The 17,789-nt window shown below is 69.7% G+C and carries 12 protein-coding genes; 9 read left to right on the forward strand and 3 right to left on the reverse strand.

Features of this window, described 5'->3' with window-relative positions; translation table 11 throughout:
• Positions 1 to 34: 34 nt before the first annotated feature.
• Positions 35 to 1,042 (reverse strand): hydroxyacid dehydrogenase, encoded by a 1,008-nt coding sequence (locus ACZ5VQ_RS25045; protein ID WP_469106806.1) that lies wholly within the window; start codon positions 1,040 to 1,042, stop codon positions 35 to 37.
• A 267-nt stretch (positions 1,043 to 1,309) separates the two neighbouring features.
• On the opposite strand from ACZ5VQ_RS25045, the gene ACZ5VQ_RS25050 reads away from it, so the two are divergent.
• From ACZ5VQ_RS25050 to ACZ5VQ_RS25090, 9 genes are all read left to right on the forward strand, one after another.
• Positions 1,310 to 2,308, forward strand: a complete 999-nt coding sequence (locus ACZ5VQ_RS25050) for a carbohydrate ABC transporter permease (RefSeq protein WP_469106807.1) — start codon at positions 1,310 to 1,312, stop codon at positions 2,306 to 2,308.
• The gene (locus ACZ5VQ_RS25055; RefSeq protein WP_469106808.1) at positions 2,305 to 3,129 is read left to right on the forward strand and encodes a carbohydrate ABC transporter permease; all 825 of its coding nucleotides are present in this window, start codon (positions 2,305 to 2,307) and stop codon (positions 3,127 to 3,129) included. The genes ACZ5VQ_RS25050 and ACZ5VQ_RS25055 overlap by 4 nt, the downstream gene beginning before the upstream one ends.
• Before the next feature lie 72 nt (positions 3,130 to 3,201).
• A complete protein-coding gene (locus tag ACZ5VQ_RS25060) occupies positions 3,202 to 4,485 on the forward strand; it encodes an ABC transporter substrate-binding protein (protein ID WP_469106809.1) in 1,284 nt (427 codons plus the stop codon).
• A gap of 22 nt (positions 4,486 to 4,507) precedes the next feature.
• Positions 4,508 to 6,145, forward strand: coding sequence for a glycoside hydrolase family 43 protein (locus ACZ5VQ_RS25065; RefSeq protein ID WP_469106810.1), 1,638 nt, complete (start codon positions 4,508 to 4,510; stop codon positions 6,143 to 6,145).
• A complete protein-coding gene (locus ACZ5VQ_RS25070; protein ID WP_469106811.1) occupies positions 6,142 to 6,909 on the forward strand; it encodes an alpha/beta fold hydrolase in 768 nt (255 codons plus the stop codon). Before ACZ5VQ_RS25065 ends, ACZ5VQ_RS25070 begins: the two co-directional genes overlap by 4 nt.
• Positions 6,906 to 7,166: a hypothetical protein gene (locus ACZ5VQ_RS25075; protein ID WP_469106812.1), complete on the forward strand. Its 261-nt coding sequence runs from the start codon at positions 6,906 to 6,908 to the stop codon at positions 7,164 to 7,166. Before ACZ5VQ_RS25070 ends, ACZ5VQ_RS25075 begins: the two co-directional genes overlap by 4 nt.
• 5 nt (positions 7,167 to 7,171) lie before the next feature.
• Positions 7,172 to 8,221, forward strand: a complete 1,050-nt coding sequence (locus tag ACZ5VQ_RS25080) for a LacI family DNA-binding transcriptional regulator (protein ID WP_469106813.1) — start codon at positions 7,172 to 7,174, stop codon at positions 8,219 to 8,221.
• A 106-nt stretch (positions 8,222 to 8,327) separates the two neighbouring features.
• Complete coding sequence (locus ACZ5VQ_RS25085; RefSeq protein ID WP_469106814.1) at positions 8,328 to 11,699, forward strand: Tat pathway signal sequence domain protein; 3,372 nt, start codon at positions 8,328 to 8,330, stop codon at positions 11,697 to 11,699.
• A 204-nt stretch (positions 11,700 to 11,903) separates the two neighbouring features.
• Positions 11,904 to 13,079 (forward strand): alginate lyase family protein, encoded by a 1,176-nt coding sequence (locus ACZ5VQ_RS25090; RefSeq protein ID WP_469106815.1) that lies wholly within the window; start codon positions 11,904 to 11,906, stop codon positions 13,077 to 13,079.
• Between the two features lie 108 nt (positions 13,080 to 13,187).
• Here ACZ5VQ_RS25090 and ACZ5VQ_RS25095 read toward each other — a convergent pair whose 3' ends face one another.
• Positions 13,188 to 17,477: a S8 family serine peptidase gene (locus tag ACZ5VQ_RS25095; RefSeq protein ID WP_469106816.1), complete on the reverse strand. Its 4,290-nt coding sequence runs from the start codon at positions 17,475 to 17,477 to the stop codon at positions 13,188 to 13,190.
• 43 nt (positions 17,478 to 17,520) lie between these two features.
• A complete protein-coding gene (locus tag ACZ5VQ_RS25100; RefSeq protein ID WP_469106817.1) occupies positions 17,521 to 17,784 on the reverse strand; it encodes a sulfurtransferase TusA family protein in 264 nt (87 codons plus the stop codon).
• Positions 17,785 to 17,789: the final 5 nt, after the last annotated feature.

Below are 17,789 nucleotides of genomic sequence, written 5' to 3' on the forward strand. Positions count from 1 at the left end.
AGGCCCTGGTGGAACCGGCGTGACGTCACTCGCTTCAGGCCACGTGGACGAGGTCGGCGTGGCGTACTTCGTGGGCCAGCGGCCGTCCGTCCATGAGCCGCTCGGCCTCCTCCACGACGGTCTGCCCCAGGCGCGCCAGCTCGTTGCCGACCGAGCCCGCTATGTGCGGGGTGAGGAAGACGTTGGGCAGCCGGTGGAGTGACGAGTCGCCGGGAAGCGGCTCCGGTTCGGTGACGTCGAGCACCGCGCCGATGCGTCCCGAGACCAGTTCGTCGGTGAGCGCGACGGGGTCGATCAGCGAACCGCGCGAGGTGTTGATCAGGACGGAGCCGTCCGGGATGAGGGCGAGTCGCTGGCGGTCCAGCATCCGGTGGGTCGCGGGGATCTCGGGTGCGTGCAGACTGACGACGTCGCTGGTGCGCAACAGCTCGTCGAGGGGCAGCAGCCGGGCACCCAGGGCTTGCGCCTCAGCCGCGTCGACGTACGGGTCGTGCAGGGCGACCTGCAGATCGTAGGGACGCAGAAGTTCGAGGAGGCGGCGGCCCACCCGGGAGGCGCCGATGACGCCGACCCGGCGGCCGTTGTTGCCCAGGGCGGCGAGGTCACCGGCGGGCGGATAGACGTGCTCGGCGCGATAGCGCTCGTGCAGTGCGAAGACGTCCTTCCCGGCCAGCAGGATCATCGCCAGGGTGTACTCCGCCACGGGTAGCGCGTTGGCCTGCACGGCACTGGAGACGGCCAGACCGCGCTCCCAGCAGGCGTCGGTGACGTAACTGCGCACGCTGCCCCCGGTGTGCAGGACGGCCCGCAGCCGCGGAGCGGCGGCGAGCAGCCCCGCGTCCAGAGTGGGGCAGCCCCAGCCCGTGATCAGGATCTCCGTCTCGGCCAGCGCTGCCGCGACGGCCGGCGAGGTGAAGTCCTGGGCGACCAGCTCCTCGTCGATGCGCACGAGCCGGTCGAGCCGGTCCAGCAGGGGGCGCGGAAAGAACTCCGCCAGGTGCACGGGATTCATGGCGAACAGGGCCGTCGGACGGTCACGCATCGGTCTCCTCGGTCATGAAATGTAATCGTGTACTAGACCGTATCGGGGCCTTCTCTGTGAGGTCAACGCGTGTACGTGAAGTGATCGGGACGCTTCCACACTGTGAATCGCAACCGTTATGCGGCAAGAAATGCCTGGTGAAAGGTGCTGTCCGTCACGGATGGGAAAATTCCTCGAAACAAAACACCGCCTGCCCTCTTGCAGCGGTTGCATGCGTGGCCTTACGTTCCACGGCAATCGATTACTACGACTAGTGGAGTGCCAGCCGTGACCGTGCCGCAGGGGCAGCTGAACATCGCCGAAGCGCGCTCCGATCCCGAGAAGACCCCCGCTTCCGTCCCGGCGGGCGCGGAGCCCGAAGGGATCCGCGAGAGGGCCGGGCGGGGTGCGCGCGGGCGTGGGATGGCACCGCCCTGGTGGTTCCTCGTCCCCGGACTCGTGTTCTACGCCTACATCGTGATCGTCCCGAGCCTGAGGGGCGGCGCCTACGCCTTCACGGACTGGACCGGGCTCGGCAACAACTTCGACTGGGTCGGCTGGGACAACTTCCGCGACGTCCTCGACGACGACGCGGCCCGGAGTGCGATCGGCAACACCCTGCTGCTGGCCCTCGTGGTCACCGCCGGACAGATCGTGCTGGGCCTGCTGCTGGCGCTCGGCGTGCACTCCCGGGTGAAGAGCCGACTGCTGCTGCGCGTCCTCTACTTCGCACCCGTGGTCATCACCCCGCTGGTCGCCGGCTTCGTCTGGCAGTACCTGCTGGCGCCGACCGGCTCGCTGAACTCCTTCCTCGGATCGGTGGGCCTCAAGTCCTGGCAGCAGGACTGGCTGGGCGATCCCCACCTGGCGCTCTGGTCGGTCTGCGCGGTGATCATCTGGCAGCACACCGGCATCGCCATGTCGATCTTCCTCGCCGGACTGCAGAGCGTCCCCCAGGACGTGCTGGAGGCCGCGCACCTCGACGGCGCGGGTCCCTTCCGCCGCTTCTGGTTCGTCGTACGGCCGTTCCTGCTCCCGGCGTTCACGATCAACGTCTCGCTGACCGTCATCGGCGCCCTCAAGCAGTTCGACATCGTGATGGTGATGACCGGCGGCGGCCCCGGCAACGCCTCCGACACCATCTCCACGCTCATCTACAAGGACGCATTCAACCTCGGCCAGTTCTCCTACAGCGTCGCCCTGGCCCTCGTCCTCACCGTCTTCGTTCTGGTGATCTCGGGCCTGCAGTACGCCCTCATGAACCGTCCCGGGAGGTCGTCCTCATGATCACGCGCTACACCTGGCGGACCGGCATCCTCGAAGCCGTCCTGATCCTCGGTGCCCTGCTCTTCATGGTCCCGCTCTACGCCCTGGTGAACATCTCCCTCAAGCCGGCCAACGCCGACTCCGGGATGCTGAGCCCGGCGCTGAGCCCGCACTTCGCCAACTTCGCCGACGCCTGGCAGACCGCGGCACTCGGCCCGGCCCTGGGGAACAGCCTCCTGATCACCGGGGGCAGCCTGCTCCTGCTCGTGCCGATGGCCGCCCTCGCCTCGTACCCGCTGGCCCGAGTCACCCGTGCCTGGTCAAGGCTCACGTTCTACGGCATCGCGGCCGGCCTCGTCCTGCCCATGCAGCTCGCCCTGCTGCCCCTGTACACGAGCATCCGCGACCTCGGACTGCTCGGCACGCCCTGGTCGCTGATCGTCTACTACGCCGGACTGACCTTCCCGTTCTCCGTCTTCCTCTACACGGGCTTCCTGCGGGCGTTGCCCGTGGAGTACGAGGAGGCCGCGGTGATGGACGGCTGCTCGCCGCTGCGCACCTTCGTCAGCGTCGTCTTCCCGCTGCTGCGGCCGGTCACCGGCACGGTGGTGATCCTCAACGCGATCGCCATCTGGAACGACTTCTTCGCCCCGCTGCTGTTCCTCAGCGGCACCGAGAGCCAGACCGCCCCGGTCGCTCTCTACGGCTTCGTCGGCCAGTACGTCTCCCAGTGGCCGATGATCTTCGCCGGGCTCACCGTCAGCATCGTCCCGGTCCTCATCGCCTATCTCTTCCTGCAGAAATACATCATCCAGGGGTTCTCCGGCGGCCTGAAGGGCTGACCGCACGACAGCAACGACGCAGTACCGCACCACCGCACCCAGCGCTCAGCCCTTACTCAACGAGGAGTAGTCGTGACCAAGGCAAGAACCCTCTCGGCCGCCGCAGTCCTGGCCCTGCTGCCCGCCACCGCACTGACGGCCTGTGGCGGCGGCACCGCCACCACCAGTGCCTCCGCCGACGAGGGCACGGTCACCATGGTGACCGACACCAAGGCCGACGTGGAGCCCCTGATCAAGGCCTTCGAGAAGAAGTACCCGAAGATCAAGGTGAAGCTGTCCGTGCCCGCGGCCGGCGCCATCATGACCCAGGTCCGCACCCAGCTCACGGCCGGCACCGCGCCCGACGTCATCCGCGTCTGGCCGGCCGGCGGCAACCCGCTGAGCGTCCAGGAACTGACCAGGCAGAACCTGCTCAAGGACGTGTCGGCCGACTCCTGGACGAAGGACCTCGACGACGCCTCACGGGCCGCGATGTCCGTCGACGGAAAGGTGTACGGGGCCCCGGTCACCGTCACCGGCATCGGCGCCCTCTACAACAAGCAGGCCCTCGCGGACGTCGGCGCCTCCGAGCCGAAGACCTTCAGCGACGTGCTCGACCTGTGCGCCAAGGCCAAGGCGAAGGACAAGTCCGCGTTCTCCATAGGCGCCAAGGAGTCCTGGACCACGCAGATGGTCACGTACGCCCTCACCTCCACCCTGGTCTACGGCCCCGACCCCGACTTCTCCGCCAAGCAGGCCAAGGGCGAGGTGACCTTCGCCGACTCGGCCTGGAAGAAGGGCCTGACCGAGTTCGGGCAGATGGTGAAGAAGGGCTGCTTCCAGGACAGCCCCAACGGCACGAGCTACGACGAGTCGATCAACCGGGTCGCCAAGGGCGACTCGGTGGCCGTGATCATCGCCACCAACGCCGAGGCGGCCCTGAAGCAGAAGGCCTCCAGCGGCACCGAGTTCGGCCTCTTCTCCCTGCCCGCCACGGACAACGCCGCCGACACCTATGCGGTGGGCGGCATCGGCTCTGCCTACGCCATCAACGCCAAGGCCAAGAACCCGGGTCTGGCCCAGAAGCTCCTCGACTTCATCGCCTCCCCGGAGGGCATCGCCCTGGTCGCCACCCAGACCGGCAGCGGCCCGGCGCTCCCGGCCGCGAGCAGCTACCAGGCCACGGACGTCCTGAAGCCGATCCTCGCCGCCCAGAAGGCCGGCCGGCTCACCACCGCCCCCGACCAGGCGTGGCCCGACGCCACCGTCCAGGCCGCGCACCTGACCGCGCTCCAGGAGATGCTCGGCGGGCAGCTGGACGCCGACGGCGCCCTGAAGAAGCTCGACGACGCCTACGCCAAGGCCAACGAGAAGTAGGACGAACAGCATCGTGACCACCATGGCCCGCGTCGGTCGGTCCCCTTCCCCGGGACCGGCGCCCGCGTTCTCCGCGACCCTGTGCAATCCCGTCCTGCGCGGCTTCGAGCCCGATCCGTCGATCCTGCGCGTGGACGACGACTACTACATCGCCACCTCGACCTTCGAGTGGTATCCCGGCGTCCGCATCCACCACTCCCGCGACCTCGTCAACTGGCGCTGCCTGGGCGGCGTACTGGACGACAAACGCCTCCTGGACCTCCAGGGCGTCCCCGACTCCGGAGGCATCTGGGCCCCCGGACTGTCGTACGCCGGCGGGCTGTTCCACCTCGTCTTCACGGTGGTCGACACCTACGGCGAGGGGTGGAAGGACCTGCCTAATTACCTGGCCACCGCACCCTCGATGGACGGCCCCTGGTCGGACCCGGTGCCCCTGCACGCCCGCGGGTTCGACACGTCGTTCTTCACCGACGAGGACGGCGGCAGCTGGCTGCTGAACATGCGCTTCGACTGGCGGCCCGGCCGCGAGTCCTTCGCCGGGATCCAGCTGCAGCGCTACGACCGGACCGCCCGCCAGGTGGTGGGGGAGCCCCGCACCATCTTCCGGGGGACGGACGCCCGGGTCACCGAAGGACCGCACCTCTACCGCAAGGACGGCTGGTACTACCTCGTCACCGCCGAGGGCGGCACGGGCTACGACCACCAGACCACCGTCGCCCGCTCCCGCGACATCGAGGGCCCGTACGAGACCGACCCGGCGGGCCCGATGCTGACGTCCCGTCACAACCCGGCCAGGGCCCTGCAGAAGGCCGGCCACTGCTCCCTGGTGGAGACCCCGGACGACCAGTGGTACGCGGCCCACATCGCCGCCCGCCCCTACACCGAACGCGGACGCTGTGTCCTGGGCCGGGAGACCGCGCTCCAGCCCGTCGAATGGAGCGAGGACGGCTGGCCGCGCATCGCGGGCGGGGTCCCGGCGATGGAGATCCCGGTCCCCGAACTGCCCCCCGCTCCGGTCCCCGAGCCCGCGGCGACCGACCTGTTCGAGGCACCACGGCTCGGCCCCCAGTGGTCCACGCTGCGCCGCCCGCCCACCGCGGACTGGGTCACCCCCGCCCCCGGGCGGCTGCGCATCCTCGGCGGACAGTCCCCGGGTAGCCGTCGGGCTCCCAGCCTGGTCGCCCGCCGGGTCACCGACCGCAGGTGCGTCTTCGAGACCGGGATGACCTTCGAGCCCCGCACCGGTGACCATCTCGCCGGTGTCACGGCGTACTACAACACCCGGAACTGGCACTACCTTCACATGACCGCGGACGACGACGGGACCGCGGTGCTGCGGCTCCTCAGCTGCGAGGCGGCCCGGCTCACCGCGCACGAACCGGCGATCCCCGTCGGGCACGCGGCCTCGGTGGTGCTGCGTGCCGAGTTCGACGGGTCGGCGCTGCGCTTCTCGTACGACATCGGCGGCCGGTCGCGGCAGTTCCCGGTGGAACTCGACGCGACCACCCTGTCCGACGAGGCCGCTGACGAGTTCCACGACGGCATGATGCGCACCCTCGGCTTCACCGGGGCGATGCTCGGCCTGTGGGTCCACGACCTCGACGGCGCCGGAGTGCACGCCGACTTCGCCTACGCGACCTACCTGGACGGCCGCCCATGACCGCCGTCGACCTGTTCCACACCGACCTCGGCCCTCGGCCACCAACGCTGCTGCTGGTGCACGGCTGGGGTGGCGACGGACGCGAGTGGTCGCCGCACGCGGAGGCGCTCGCCGACCGGTTCCGGGTCATCGTGCCGGATCTACGTGGCCATGGCCGCTCACCGGTCCCTCCGACGGACAACACCCCCCTGGCCATGGCGCAGGACCTGGCCGTGCTGCTCGGCGCATCGGCCACCGGCCCAGTCGTCGGCCACTCCATGGGCGGCCAGGTCGTCAACCTGCTCGCCGTGCACCACCCCGACCTGGTGCGGTCAGTGATCGCCCTCGATCCGGCGCACGGCGCGCACGGCTCCGAAGTGGCGGACATACCAGAGCGCCTGACGACCTATCAAAACCGAGGGGCGTCGGCGGCGGCCGACTTCGTGGCCGCAGCCTTCGGCAGCGGCGCTCCGACCGGACTGCGCACCGCGCACATCCGGACCATGCTGGGCACGCCGGACCATGTGATCGCCCAGGCCTACGCGGGGATGTACACCGACCCCGGCGCGGTCGGGATCCGCCCGCACAGCGAGGCGTACCTGCGCCGCAGAGCGTGCCCCGCGCTCACTGTCTGCACCTCGCCAGAGACCGCCGAATGGGAGCGCGGCACGCTGCACGTGCCCGGCTCCCGCGTCGACCACTGGCCGGGCACGGGCCACTACCTGCACGAGGAGCACACGGACCGCACGGTCCGGCTCGTTCGCGCATGGGTGGAGGCATCATGACGCTTTCCAGCGCCGCGCCCGCCGGCGCCCTGGGCAGACCGCTGATCCGCGTCCGGCCGGTCCACGTCGGCGCCGGCCGGGCGGCCGAGGGCCTGCGGGTGGACCGGCAGGGGTACCTGCGGCCGGTCAGGGACACAGCCGGCTCCCGCCCCCGGGACCTGGCGCGGGAGGAGCCCACCACCTTCTGGCGGGGCGCCCACGGCTCCGCGCCCATCGACCTCGCCGAGTGGCCGTTCCGCCAGAGCCGGGAGGCGTGACGACCATGTCGCGCACGTCCTCGTCACCGACTCTCGCCGAGATCGCCCGGCTGGCCGGTGTCTCGGTGCCCACCGCCTCCCGTGTGGTCAACGGCAGGGAGAACGTAGCCCCCGACACACGGCTGCGGGTGGAGGACGTACTGCGCCGGACCGGCTACGAGCGACGCCCCCGCCCGTTCCGGACGGGTCTGGCGCCGCTGATCGACGTGGTCGTGCCCGGCCTCGGTGGCGGCTGGTCCGCCGAGGTGCTGCGCGGAGCGGAGCAGGCGGCGGCCGAGGCGGGCTTCGGGGTGGTCGTCACCTCCAGCCGACGGAATCCGCCGACGGTCGGAGGGATTCCGGGGCAGCACGGGCGAAGCGAGCGGGCGCTCGATCGGCTGCACGCGCACGGCACCGTCGCGGCCCTGTTCGCCCTCGCCGAGCTGACCCCCACCCAGCACTTCTGGCTGACCGCGAACGGAATCCCGTACGCCGTCGTGGACCCCGGCACCGAACTGCCGCTCGGCGTACCGACGGTGACCGCGGACAACCGCGGTGGCGGCCGTCGTGCCACCGAGCATCTGCTGAACCTGGGGCACCGCCGGATCGGGGTGCTCGCCGGTCATCGGCGTACGCCGTGCAGCGCCGCGCGGATCGACGGCTACCGGCAGGCGCTACGGGCCGCCGGCCTACGGTCCGGGCCGGAGCTCGTCCGCCATGCCGGGTTCGACGCGGTACGGGCCGAGCGGCTGACCGGGGAACTGCTCGCGCTGCCCGAACCGCCCACCGCCCTCTTCGCCTGCTCGGACGAGATGGCAGCCGGCGCCGTCCGCGCGGCGACGCTGCGGGGGCTGCGTGTGCCCGTCGACCTCAGTGTGGTCGGCTTCGACGACCTGCCCGAGGCCCGCCGCCTCCTGCCGCAACTCACCACCGTGCGGCAGCCGATCGCCGAGATGGCCGCGGACGGCGTCGCGTTACTGGCGCGTGCCATGCGCGGGGAGCCGGGCGAATCCCTGCGCGCCGAACACCCCACGCGCCTGGTGGTGCGGGGGAGCACGGCGTCACCGCGCACCTGAGCGCCGGTCATTCACTCCTGGAATCTCCAGACTTCCCCGGTCGCCGACGGGTTCTCGTCGCCGCCGGACCCTGCCGTATCTTCCCGACCAGCAAGGAGAGCCGCCCATGCGAGCAATCAGCCGCCGTGACATCCTGCGCGGAACCGGAGCCGTCGCCGGCGCCGCCGCGATCAACGCCCAGTGGTGGATCCCCGCCGAGGCCTCGGCAGCGGACAAGGCCAAGGCGTCGGGGTCCGTCCTGGACACCGTCGTCTTCGGCAACGCCGCCTCCGAGACCGCGCACCGCCTCAGCTTCGAGCTCTCCGATGTCATCGCGGGCGAACTCGGCCAGTCGGCGCGGGTGTTGAACCCGAAGGAGACCGCCGAGTGGTGGGGCGGCACCACCGCGTTCACCCTCAAGGTCGATCCGCAGGCCGCCAACTACGTCTCCGTGAAGTTCTGGGGCGGCGACTACGCCGAGACCGCCGACGAGGCCTGGCGGCTCCAGCTCTTCCTGGACGGCAAGGTCATGGGCTGGTTCGACCAGTGCGTGGTGGACAACATCGACATGATCGACGTCGCGCCCCGCCTGCCCGGCAGATTCTTCTGCCACACCCTGCCACTGCCGCTGAGCGCCACGCAGGGCAAGAAGTCGCTGGAGATCGAGATCCGCGCCATGGGCCGGATCTGGCCCTACGGCCAGGCGAACAACTTCTACTACCCGATGACCAAGCCCTCGCGCGGCCTGTACCGGGCCTACACCCACACCGCCCCGCACTTCGCGCCCGCCGGCAACGACGAGTTCGGCAGCGTGGGTACACCGACGACCCGCGCCAGTACCGACGACGAGCTGATCGCCAAGGTCAGGGCCCGGGTCCTCAAGGACCAGAACAACCTGCTCTACGGCTCCACCGCGAACGGCATGGACGCCTGGGCGTACGAGACCCTGCTGCGCGGCTACTACTGGCCGGACTCCCCGGCGTACCAGAACGCCGCCGTGCTGGAGAAGGTCTGCCAGGCCATCGACAGCCGCTATCTGGCGTGGAAGAAGGACAGCAAGGTCCTCACCGACTCCGACCAGCAGTGGGAGGGCTTCGGCCGGGTGGGCCTGGCCCTGTTCACGGCGTGGGACGACATCCAGGACGCCCTGGACGGCAACGTCACCTCCGGACCGACCTCGCTGAACAACCTCGGCTTCGAGGGCGGTGACGACACCCCTTACGGATGGGTCACCCCCGGCTGGGCCGACGACGGCACCTTCAGCCGCGACACGGACGTCACCCACGGCGGCAACGCCTCGCTGAAGGTCGTCTCCGCCGGCAGCAACATGCTGGTGTCGCCCAGCGGCAAAGCCAGTACCGGCCTGGGTGACTTCACCTACTCGGCCTGGGTGAGGACGGCCGGCTCCAGCGCCCACATCGAGGCGCACTTCTGGAACGACAGCAGCACCTACGTCGGCAAGTCGAGCAGCACCTACGTCGCTTCCGGCTCGTCCGCCACGTCGGACTGGCAGCAACTGACCAACACCTTCAGCGTCCCGGCGGGGGCCACGAAGTACGAGTTCTGGATGGTCGTCACCAACGGCGAGACCGCGTACTTCGACGACGTCGAGATCACCTCACCCGACCCCTCCGTCACCAGCGCGCCCCTGTCCAACCTCGGCTTCGAGACCGGCTCCACCACCCCCACCGGCTGGACCGTCCCCGGCTGGGCGAACGGCGGCTCGTACGCCCGCGACACCGAGGTCTCCCGGACGGGCTCCGCCTCGCTGAAGATGGCCTCCTCCGGCGGCACCCTGCTGGTGTCGCCCAGCGCCAAGGCGGTCACCGCCGCGGGCGACCTCACCTTCTCGGTGTGGGCGAAGACCGACGGCACGGTCACCACCCCGCGCGTCAGCGTGCAGTTCTGGGACGACGACCTCAACTTCGTCAGCGGATCGGCCGAGATCCGTGTCGCGACGGGCACCACGGACTGGCAGCAGCTCACCAAGACCGTCCCCGTGCCCTCGGGCGCCACGAAGTACGAGTTCTGGATGGTCACCAGCGGCGGCGCCACCGTCCACTTCGACGACATCGAGATCACCGCGCCCCAGCCGGACGCCGTCGACCCCGTCCCGCGCCGGACCGCGTACAGGGACATGCTGATCTCCAGCCGCGAGTACTGGCGGCAGCACCAGCGCCACTACACCAACCAGGCCATGTTCACCGCACTGGGCATCTACGAGTGCAACCGCGGCCTGAAGCTGCTCTCCCCGGACGACGCCTGGGCGGAGGAGAAGGCCATGCGCTGGGTGCACGAGTGCGTCGGCCTGGTGCCCTGGCGCGGCGCCGAGGACGAGGACGGCAACGCGAGCTGGCCGCTGGGCAGGGACTACCTCGTCGTCACGCCCAAGGGTCTGTCCCGCGAACTGGGTTACGTCGCCGACTACGGCGAGACCTCCGGCATGCTCGCCCGCATCTACGAGTCGGTCACGGACGGCAAGGGCGGCTACGAGGACGGCAAGCTCAAGAACCGCATGATCGAGATGGCCAAGGCCCGCGGCTGGTTCCGCTACCCGGCCGAGGACGCCGACGGCAACAAGGCCTTCCGGATCGAGACCCAGATCGGCTGGCGCAACGAGCCCTTCCCCGGCGACATCGTCTACACCGAGCGCACCGCCTGGGACGACACCCCCATCTCGGCCACCGCCGTCTTCGCCGACCCGGACCTGCTGGGTTGGAGCCAGCAGATGATCGCCGACGGCCAGTTCGCGCCGCAACTGGAACTGCTGGTCAGCACCAGCCTCTACAACCGGGTCGGCCTGAGCGCCTTCAAGTTCATCTCCAAGCACCTGCCCGCCTTCAAGAAGCAGGCCGCCTCCAGCAGCCGCATGCCCGCCGGCTGGGACCGCCCCGACTTCGTCTTCACCGACGAGGTCAACGCCTGCCTGGCCGTCAAGCGCGGCGAGGAGATCCTCTACTCCTCGCTCTACTGGCGGGCCCGCCAGGGCGTCAACGACCTGGCCCGCGTCCACCTGATCACGCCGCAGTCGGAGCGTTCGGCCACTGTCCGCGAGACCTCCGTCTTCGACAAGGACGACGCCGACACCTTCACCGTCCAGGACTGGGTCTGCTGGGACTTCGCCATCAACGACTCCGGCAGCGCCTCCTCCGTCCCGGCCGGCGGCTGGACCTATACCGGCCCCACCCTGCACCAGGCCATGGCGGGCGAGACCTTCCACCTGGCGCCCGTCCCCGACGACGTCGACCCGGGCCTCGGCACCACCACGCTCGGCGTCGAGAAGGTCCTGGTCGGCAAGGCCCCCTTCTACCTGCTGGAGTACGCCGGCTACATCGTCGCCATGAACACCACCACCGACCAGACCATCACCCACCGCCTCCCCGGCACCGGCTCCGCCGTCAACCTCAGGACCGGCCGCCCCGTGGCCCTGGGCCGCGACATCAAGGTGCCGCCGCTCACCACCGTGGTGCTGTACGCCGCGCATCGCCGCGACTGCTGACGTGCGCCTCACCGCAGGCCGCCGAGAGTCTCGGCGGCCTCGGCGGCGTGCCCGCCCGGGGTGGCCCGGGCGGCCCCGGAGTGCCGCCACGCTGAAAAGTTTCCTGTTCGGTCCGCAGCGCTGCGGAGGGTGCGAACGGCTCGTCATGATGCGGGCTCCACTCCGTATCAGACCCGCACCCGCACCCGCAGAAACGGAATCGCAATGAAAGATGAACTCACGGCCGACGCCGAACAGGGCCCCGCACGACGGAAGTTCCTCAAGCTCACCGTCATCGGCGTCGGCATGGCCGCACTACCCGCCGCCGCGCTGGCGACAGCGGCCCCGGCGAGCGCGGTCACCTCCCCGCTGACCTCCTTCACCCACCCGGGCATCCTCCACAACAGCACCGACCTGGCCCGGATCAAGAGCAAGGTCGCCGCCGGCACCGCGCCCTGGCTCGCCGGGTACAACAAGCTCACGGGGAGCAGTTACTCCTCGTCGTCGTACTCGATGGCCGGTCCCTACGCGACGGTCCAGCGCGGCTCCGCCGGCTACAGCGGCAACGACGCGCTGTGGACCGACGCCAACGCCGCCTACCAGAACGCCCTGATGTGGGTGATCACCGGCAACACCGCCCACGCCGCCAAAGCACTCCAGATCATCAAGGCATGGTCCTCCACCCTCACCCTGATCACCGGCACCGAGGCGAAGCTCGCGGCCGGCATCTACGGGGCCAAGCTGGCCGCCGCCTGCGAGATCATGCGCTACACGGCACCCTCCGGCAGCTGGACCTCCTCCCAGATCGCCCAGACCGTCGCGATGTTCGAGGACGTCTTCGTCCCGGTCATCGAGGGCTACGACGACAGCGGCTGGGGCGTGATGTGTGTACGCGGCATGTTCCAGATCGGCGTGTTCTGCGACAACCTCACCATCTTCAACTCCGCGTACAACGCCTTCTACACCAACAGCTGCTGCTCCCTCGGCCGCATGATCAACAGCACCGGACAGTGCACCGAGAGCGGCCGCGACCAGCAGCACACCCAGAACATCCTCGGCGCCCTGGCGGAGATCTGCGAGACCGGCTGGATCCAGGGCCTGGACCTGTACGGAGCGGCCGGCAGCCGACTGCTGTCCGGCTTCGAGTACACCGCCAGCTACAACCTCGGCAACACCGTCGCCTACACCCCCTGGGGCGGCTGCAAGGTCACCTACAACACCATCTCCAGCACCTATCGGGGTGAGTTCCGGCCGATCTACGAGATGGTCTACAACCACTACGTCAAACGTCTGGGCGGCTGGGCCGGCTACACCTCCCAGGTTGCCGCCAACCTCCGCCCCGAGGGCGCCGCGTTCCAGTGCGACCACCCGGGCTTCGGCACACTGCTCTACACCCGCTGACACGTCGTCGGACCGTCAGGCCGACAGGGGTAGTTCGGCCCAGAAAGCTGCCTGCGCCCACCCGGCGGACCGGGCGGGTGCAGGCAACAGAGCGGGTGTCAGCCCGGATCAGCCCAGATCAGGGCGGTGCACCACGCTGATTCCGCCCACCACCGGTGGCAGGGATCCACGCCGTCCGCCGAAGCCGACCGTGACATGGCCCCCTTCGCCGACCGTTACCAGGAAGGTCTGCCGGTCCGCGGTCAGTGTGCCGGCCGCCTCGGTGATGTCGTATCCGGACAGCACCGTCTTCCCGTTGGCGGTGACATCGAAGACCCGCGAGCCGGGTACGGCGCCCTTCCTCGGCTCGGCGAATGCGAGCGTCACCTGGTAGGTGCCGGACGGGAGGTTGTCGAACCGGTAGGCGTCCATGCCCTCGCGCTGGGTGCGGTACAGCTTGTCGTCCTCCGTACCCGCGATGGCGGTGGCGGCGCCGAGTGAGACGACGCGTGAACTTCCCGTCCAACCAAAGGAGTCCGCGCGGTATTCGCGGTCGGCGCTCCACCTCGTACCGGACCCGTCGGTGTACGCGTCACGCGCACCCGCGTCGACGGCCTGCTGATGGGCGGAGACCACGAGCTTGACCGGAAGCGTCACCGGCCCGGCCCGTCCGGAGTCGGCGGCGAGTTCCACATACGCCTTGTAGGTGCCCGACTTGAGGTCCGCGGTGTCCACCGTGACGGTGACCGTCGCCGACTCTCCGGGCTCAAGGGCGGTGTCGGAGGCCTTCGTCGACAGCCAGCCGACATCGCTGGGCGCCGTGTGGCCGCTGCTCACCCGGTAGACGGTGCTGGTGCCCGGGGTCGAGATCCACAGGTCGCCGGACGGGTCGGTGTCGATGCCGCGTACCGCGATCTTCTGGGCCTCCGGGTCGGGCACGGTGCCGGTCTGTTTGCAGGTGCCCATGTCGTACGTGAAGATGTCGCCGTCGCCGACCAGGTACAGCCCGCCGGTTCCGGGGTGGTAGGCGACGCCGTACACCGCTTTCGTCCACTGGCAGCTGGCGATCAGCTTGCCGGGCTTCTCGTGGGAGAGGCCCGCCACCTGGTAGATCTTGCCGGTGTCGGCGCTGCCCAGGTAGAAGGTGTCGTTGTCGGCCCGGTGGGCGAGACCGCGCGAGACCCCGCCGCCGACCGGTGACACGTCGAGGTGCTCAGTGGTGCCCTTCTCCGGGTCGACGCAGGCGATCAGGGACGCCGGCCCGATTTCGGTCGGCTGGCACAGCAGGCCGTGCCTGGTGTCGTAGGTGAAGTCCACATCGTCCGAGGAGTACCAGGCGCTGAGCTCGCGCCCGGTGGGGTCCAACTCCTTCCTGTCGTACTCGACATGGGTCTTGGACGGGAAGTCGGCGAGCCAGAGGTTGCCCTCCCCGTCGATGGCCGTGCCGGAGATGTTCTTCAGGTCCGGTGCCTGGAACTCGGATATCACCTCACCGGGTTCGCGCGCCGCGGTCGTCTGCGCCGCTTGGCCGAGCTCGCCGGCGGAGAAGGTCAGAGGCTTGCTGCCAGTGTTGGTGACCGTGACCGGGACGCTCGCCTTGCCGCCCTTCTTCACCACCCACGGGTCGAGGTCGCCGTCGACCTCCGCCTTGAGCGCTCCCGCGGGCAGTTCGATGCCGATGTCGCTCCATGCGTCGGTCTTCACCTGCGCGGTCACCCACTGGGTCGAGTAGCCCGACGCGTCGACCGAGACGTCGTAGCCGGTGCCGGCCGGTACGCGGAAGGCGAAGCGGCCCTCGGAGTCCGTCGTCGTGGTGGCGATCTCCTCGCCGCCGGCCGAGACCTTGACGGTGGCCCGTCCGACCGGGTCGCCGTCGTTCTCGTCGGTCACCGTGCCGTTGAGGTAGCCGCCGTCGGGCGGGGTGATCCGGATGGCGCGTTCGTCCGACAACGGCTCGGAGCCCAGGTGGGAGTACTGGAGGGCGTCGGTGCCGGTGGCGTTCTCGATGCCGACCGTCGCCGAGTAGCCCAACTCGTTCGGGTCTTCGGGGTTCAGATTGCGGTAGGCGAAAAGGATGTCGCCAGTGGTCTCGTGCAGCAACATCTCGAAGTCGACACGGGCCGAGCTCACCGAGAACATGGTGGCGTCGCGGAATTCGATGACGAACCTGCGGTTCGGGGCCTCGCCCAGGGTCTTCGTGTAGACCTTGGAGGTGCCGTCCAGCTTGACGTCGTCCCAGAAGGGATAGATCGCCGCGTTCGGATCGGTCTTGTCGGGGAGCGGTTTGTTGAACGGCCAGACCAGGTGCGGCTGGAAGCCGAGGTAGCCGTCGCTGGCCAGCCGGCCGCTGCGGTAGACCTGGTGGTACAGCGGGAACGCGAACGGCAGGTCGATCTTCGCGGTGGCCTCGTCGCCGGAGAGGGCGAACGGTTCGTCCGCCTCGATGTACTCGGCCGTCTCCACCCCGCAGGTGTAACCGAACTTGTCGCGCTTGGCGCCGAGCGCCACGTCCTGGCTCTCGTCGCCGTCCACGGTGAGCTCGATGCTCGCCGAGCCCAGACAGCCCTGCGGAGTCGCGACCTGAAGGGTGTACGTCCCCGCTGCGACCTCGGGCAGGGTGTAGTGGCCGTCGGCGTCGGAGACCACCGGCTGGACCGGTGTGTCCGACAGGGACACCGTGGCCCCGGCGACCGCCTTGCCGCTGTCGTCCCTCGACAACGTCCCCGAGACCTTCCACACCGCCTTGGCCGCGAGCGCGAAGTCCTGGGTGACGGCGGCCTTGTCGGCGACGGTGATGGTCGTGGTTCCGGTCTCGTATCCGTAGATCGAGGCTTTGACGGTGTACTCGCCGGGCGTCACGGTCAGTTGGTACGTGCCGTCGGCCTCGGTGGTGACATTGCGGTCGGAGGCACCGGTCAGACTGACGCGGGCGCCCGGGAGCGGCTTGCCGGTGGACTTGTCCGTGACGGTGCCGCTCAGCGTGGCCGCCTCGGCGCCGGGTGCGCGCCGGACGGCGGCCAGGGCGTCCAGCTTGCCCTCGCCCCAGGTGTTGTTGTCGTCGGCGCTGCCGCCACAGGTGGTTTCGTCCACGTCCGCGGCGGTGTCGTCGAGGATCGCGACGGTCTCCTGGTACCGGCCGATCAGCCCGGGCGACGCGGACCACAACAGCGCGACCGTGCCCGCGACATGCGGCGCCGCCATCGACGTACCCGACGAGGAGGCGTAGCCGCTGCCTGGCACGGACGAGCGCACGCTGGTGCCGGGGGCGGCGACGTCCGGCTTCACCTTGCCGTCGGCGCCGGGCCCGCGGCTGGAGTACGAAGCGATGGATCCGGCGCTGGTGAAGGCGCCGACCGCGTAGGCGGACGCGGAGTCGGCGGGCGAACCGGCCGTGTCGCAGTTCGGACCGTCGTTGCCGTTCGAGAAGATCCCGAAGATCCCGGAGGCGGTCCATGCCTTCACGAGGTCGTCGAAGAAGGGGTTCTCGTCGCTGCTGTTGGTCTCGCCCCAGGAGTTGTTGATGATGTCGGGGCGCAGATCGGCGCGCGCGTTCTGCCCGCTCAGGTCGGTCGGGGCGAGCATCCACTGCGCCGAGGCGAGCAGCGACTCGGTGGTGCAGCTGTTCGACTCGCAGCCCTTCGCGGCGATCCACTTCGCGCCGGGCGCGACCCCGATCTGATTGCCGGCGCCGTCGTCGCCGACGATGGTGCCCATGGTGTGGGTGCCGTGACCGTAGTTGTCACAGGGGGCGATGGACGGGGTGCCGCAGACGGAGGCCGGGTCGTACCAGTTGTAGTTGTGGTTGTACGTGCCGTCGTCCTGCGTGCCCCGGTACTGGGCGACGAGCGCGGGATGGCCGTACTGCACACCGGAGTCGATGCTGGCGACGGTGATGCCCTGCCCGGTGGCGCCGCGCTCCGCCCAGACATCGTCGGCGTTGATCGCGGCCAGGCCCCATTCCACGGAGTTGACCTCGGCCACGTCCTTGGCGTCCTTCGGCTCGATCAGCTCGGTCGGCTTCGACTCGGTGATCTTCTGGATGCCGGGCAGGTCCGCAAGCTCGGTGACGAGCTTCTCCGACGCCCCCGGCACATGGATCTGGTTGGAGATCCAGTACGAGGTGAACTCCGCGCCCTCACTCCGCAGTTGAGCAGCGGTCTTGGCCTGGGCGGCCTTGGCGCTCGCCTTGAGCGCGTCGATGACGGCCTCGCCGCGTTCGGTCCAGCCCTCGGTCGCGGAGGCCTTCGACAGATCGGCCCTGTCCTCGAAGACCAGCCACACATCGGCGGCGTTCTTCTCCTCCAGGGTCTCGGCGACCTCGGCGGTGATCTCCGCGCGGTCGTCCGTGGCCGAGGCGACGGGGAAGGAGGCCACCAGCGCGGGTGCGAGCAGGGCCAGGGCCAGGGCGGCCGCACGCACGCTGCCACGTCCACGGCTGCGTCTTGGTGAGGGTGCCGGTGGTCTATCCGGGAAAGGCATGGCGACTCCAAGTCGAGGACAGTCGGATGTGCAGACCGGTCACGCCTTTCGCCGCATGAGCGGCGAGTACGGTGTGCCCCCACCGCGCGCACCACGCGCCGATGGCCTCGGGGATCTCCGGATGTCGCGTGTGGATCTCCAGTACGCCCCCGGCCAGCTCCCGCGCGTAACGATCGAGGAGCACCTCGACCCGCGGCCACTCCTCACCGCCCGCGTCGACGACTGCCTGCGGGGTGTTCTCGGGCATGGATC

Source organism: Streptomyces sp. NPDC033178 (genome assembly GCF_055577685.1).

Coding starts and splice junctions, on each gene's coding strand:
- ACZ5VQ_RS25085 (WP_469106814.1), top strand. CDS start 8,328: ATGCGAGCAATCAGCCGCCGTGACATCCTGCGCGGAACCGGAGCCGTC.
- ACZ5VQ_RS25100 (WP_469106817.1), bottom strand. CDS start 17,784: ATGCCCGAGAACACCCCGCAGGCAGTCGTCGACGCGGGCGGTGAGGAG.
- ACZ5VQ_RS25080 (WP_469106813.1), top strand. CDS start 7,172: ATGTCGCGCACGTCCTCGTCACCGACTCTCGCCGAGATCGCCCGGCTG.
- ACZ5VQ_RS25055 (WP_469106808.1), top strand. CDS start 2,305: ATGATCACGCGCTACACCTGGCGGACCGGCATCCTCGAAGCCGTCCTG.
- ACZ5VQ_RS25075 (WP_469106812.1), top strand. CDS start 6,906: ATGACGCTTTCCAGCGCCGCGCCCGCCGGCGCCCTGGGCAGACCGCTG.
- ACZ5VQ_RS25070 (WP_469106811.1), top strand. CDS start 6,142: ATGACCGCCGTCGACCTGTTCCACACCGACCTCGGCCCTCGGCCACCA.
- ACZ5VQ_RS25065 (WP_469106810.1), top strand. CDS start 4,508: ATGGCCCGCGTCGGTCGGTCCCCTTCCCCGGGACCGGCGCCCGCGTTC.
- ACZ5VQ_RS25045 (WP_469106806.1), bottom strand. CDS start 1,042: ATGCGTGACCGTCCGACGGCCCTGTTCGCCATGAATCCCGTGCACCTG.
- ACZ5VQ_RS25090 (WP_469106815.1), top strand. CDS start 11,904: ATGAAAGATGAACTCACGGCCGACGCCGAACAGGGCCCCGCACGACGG.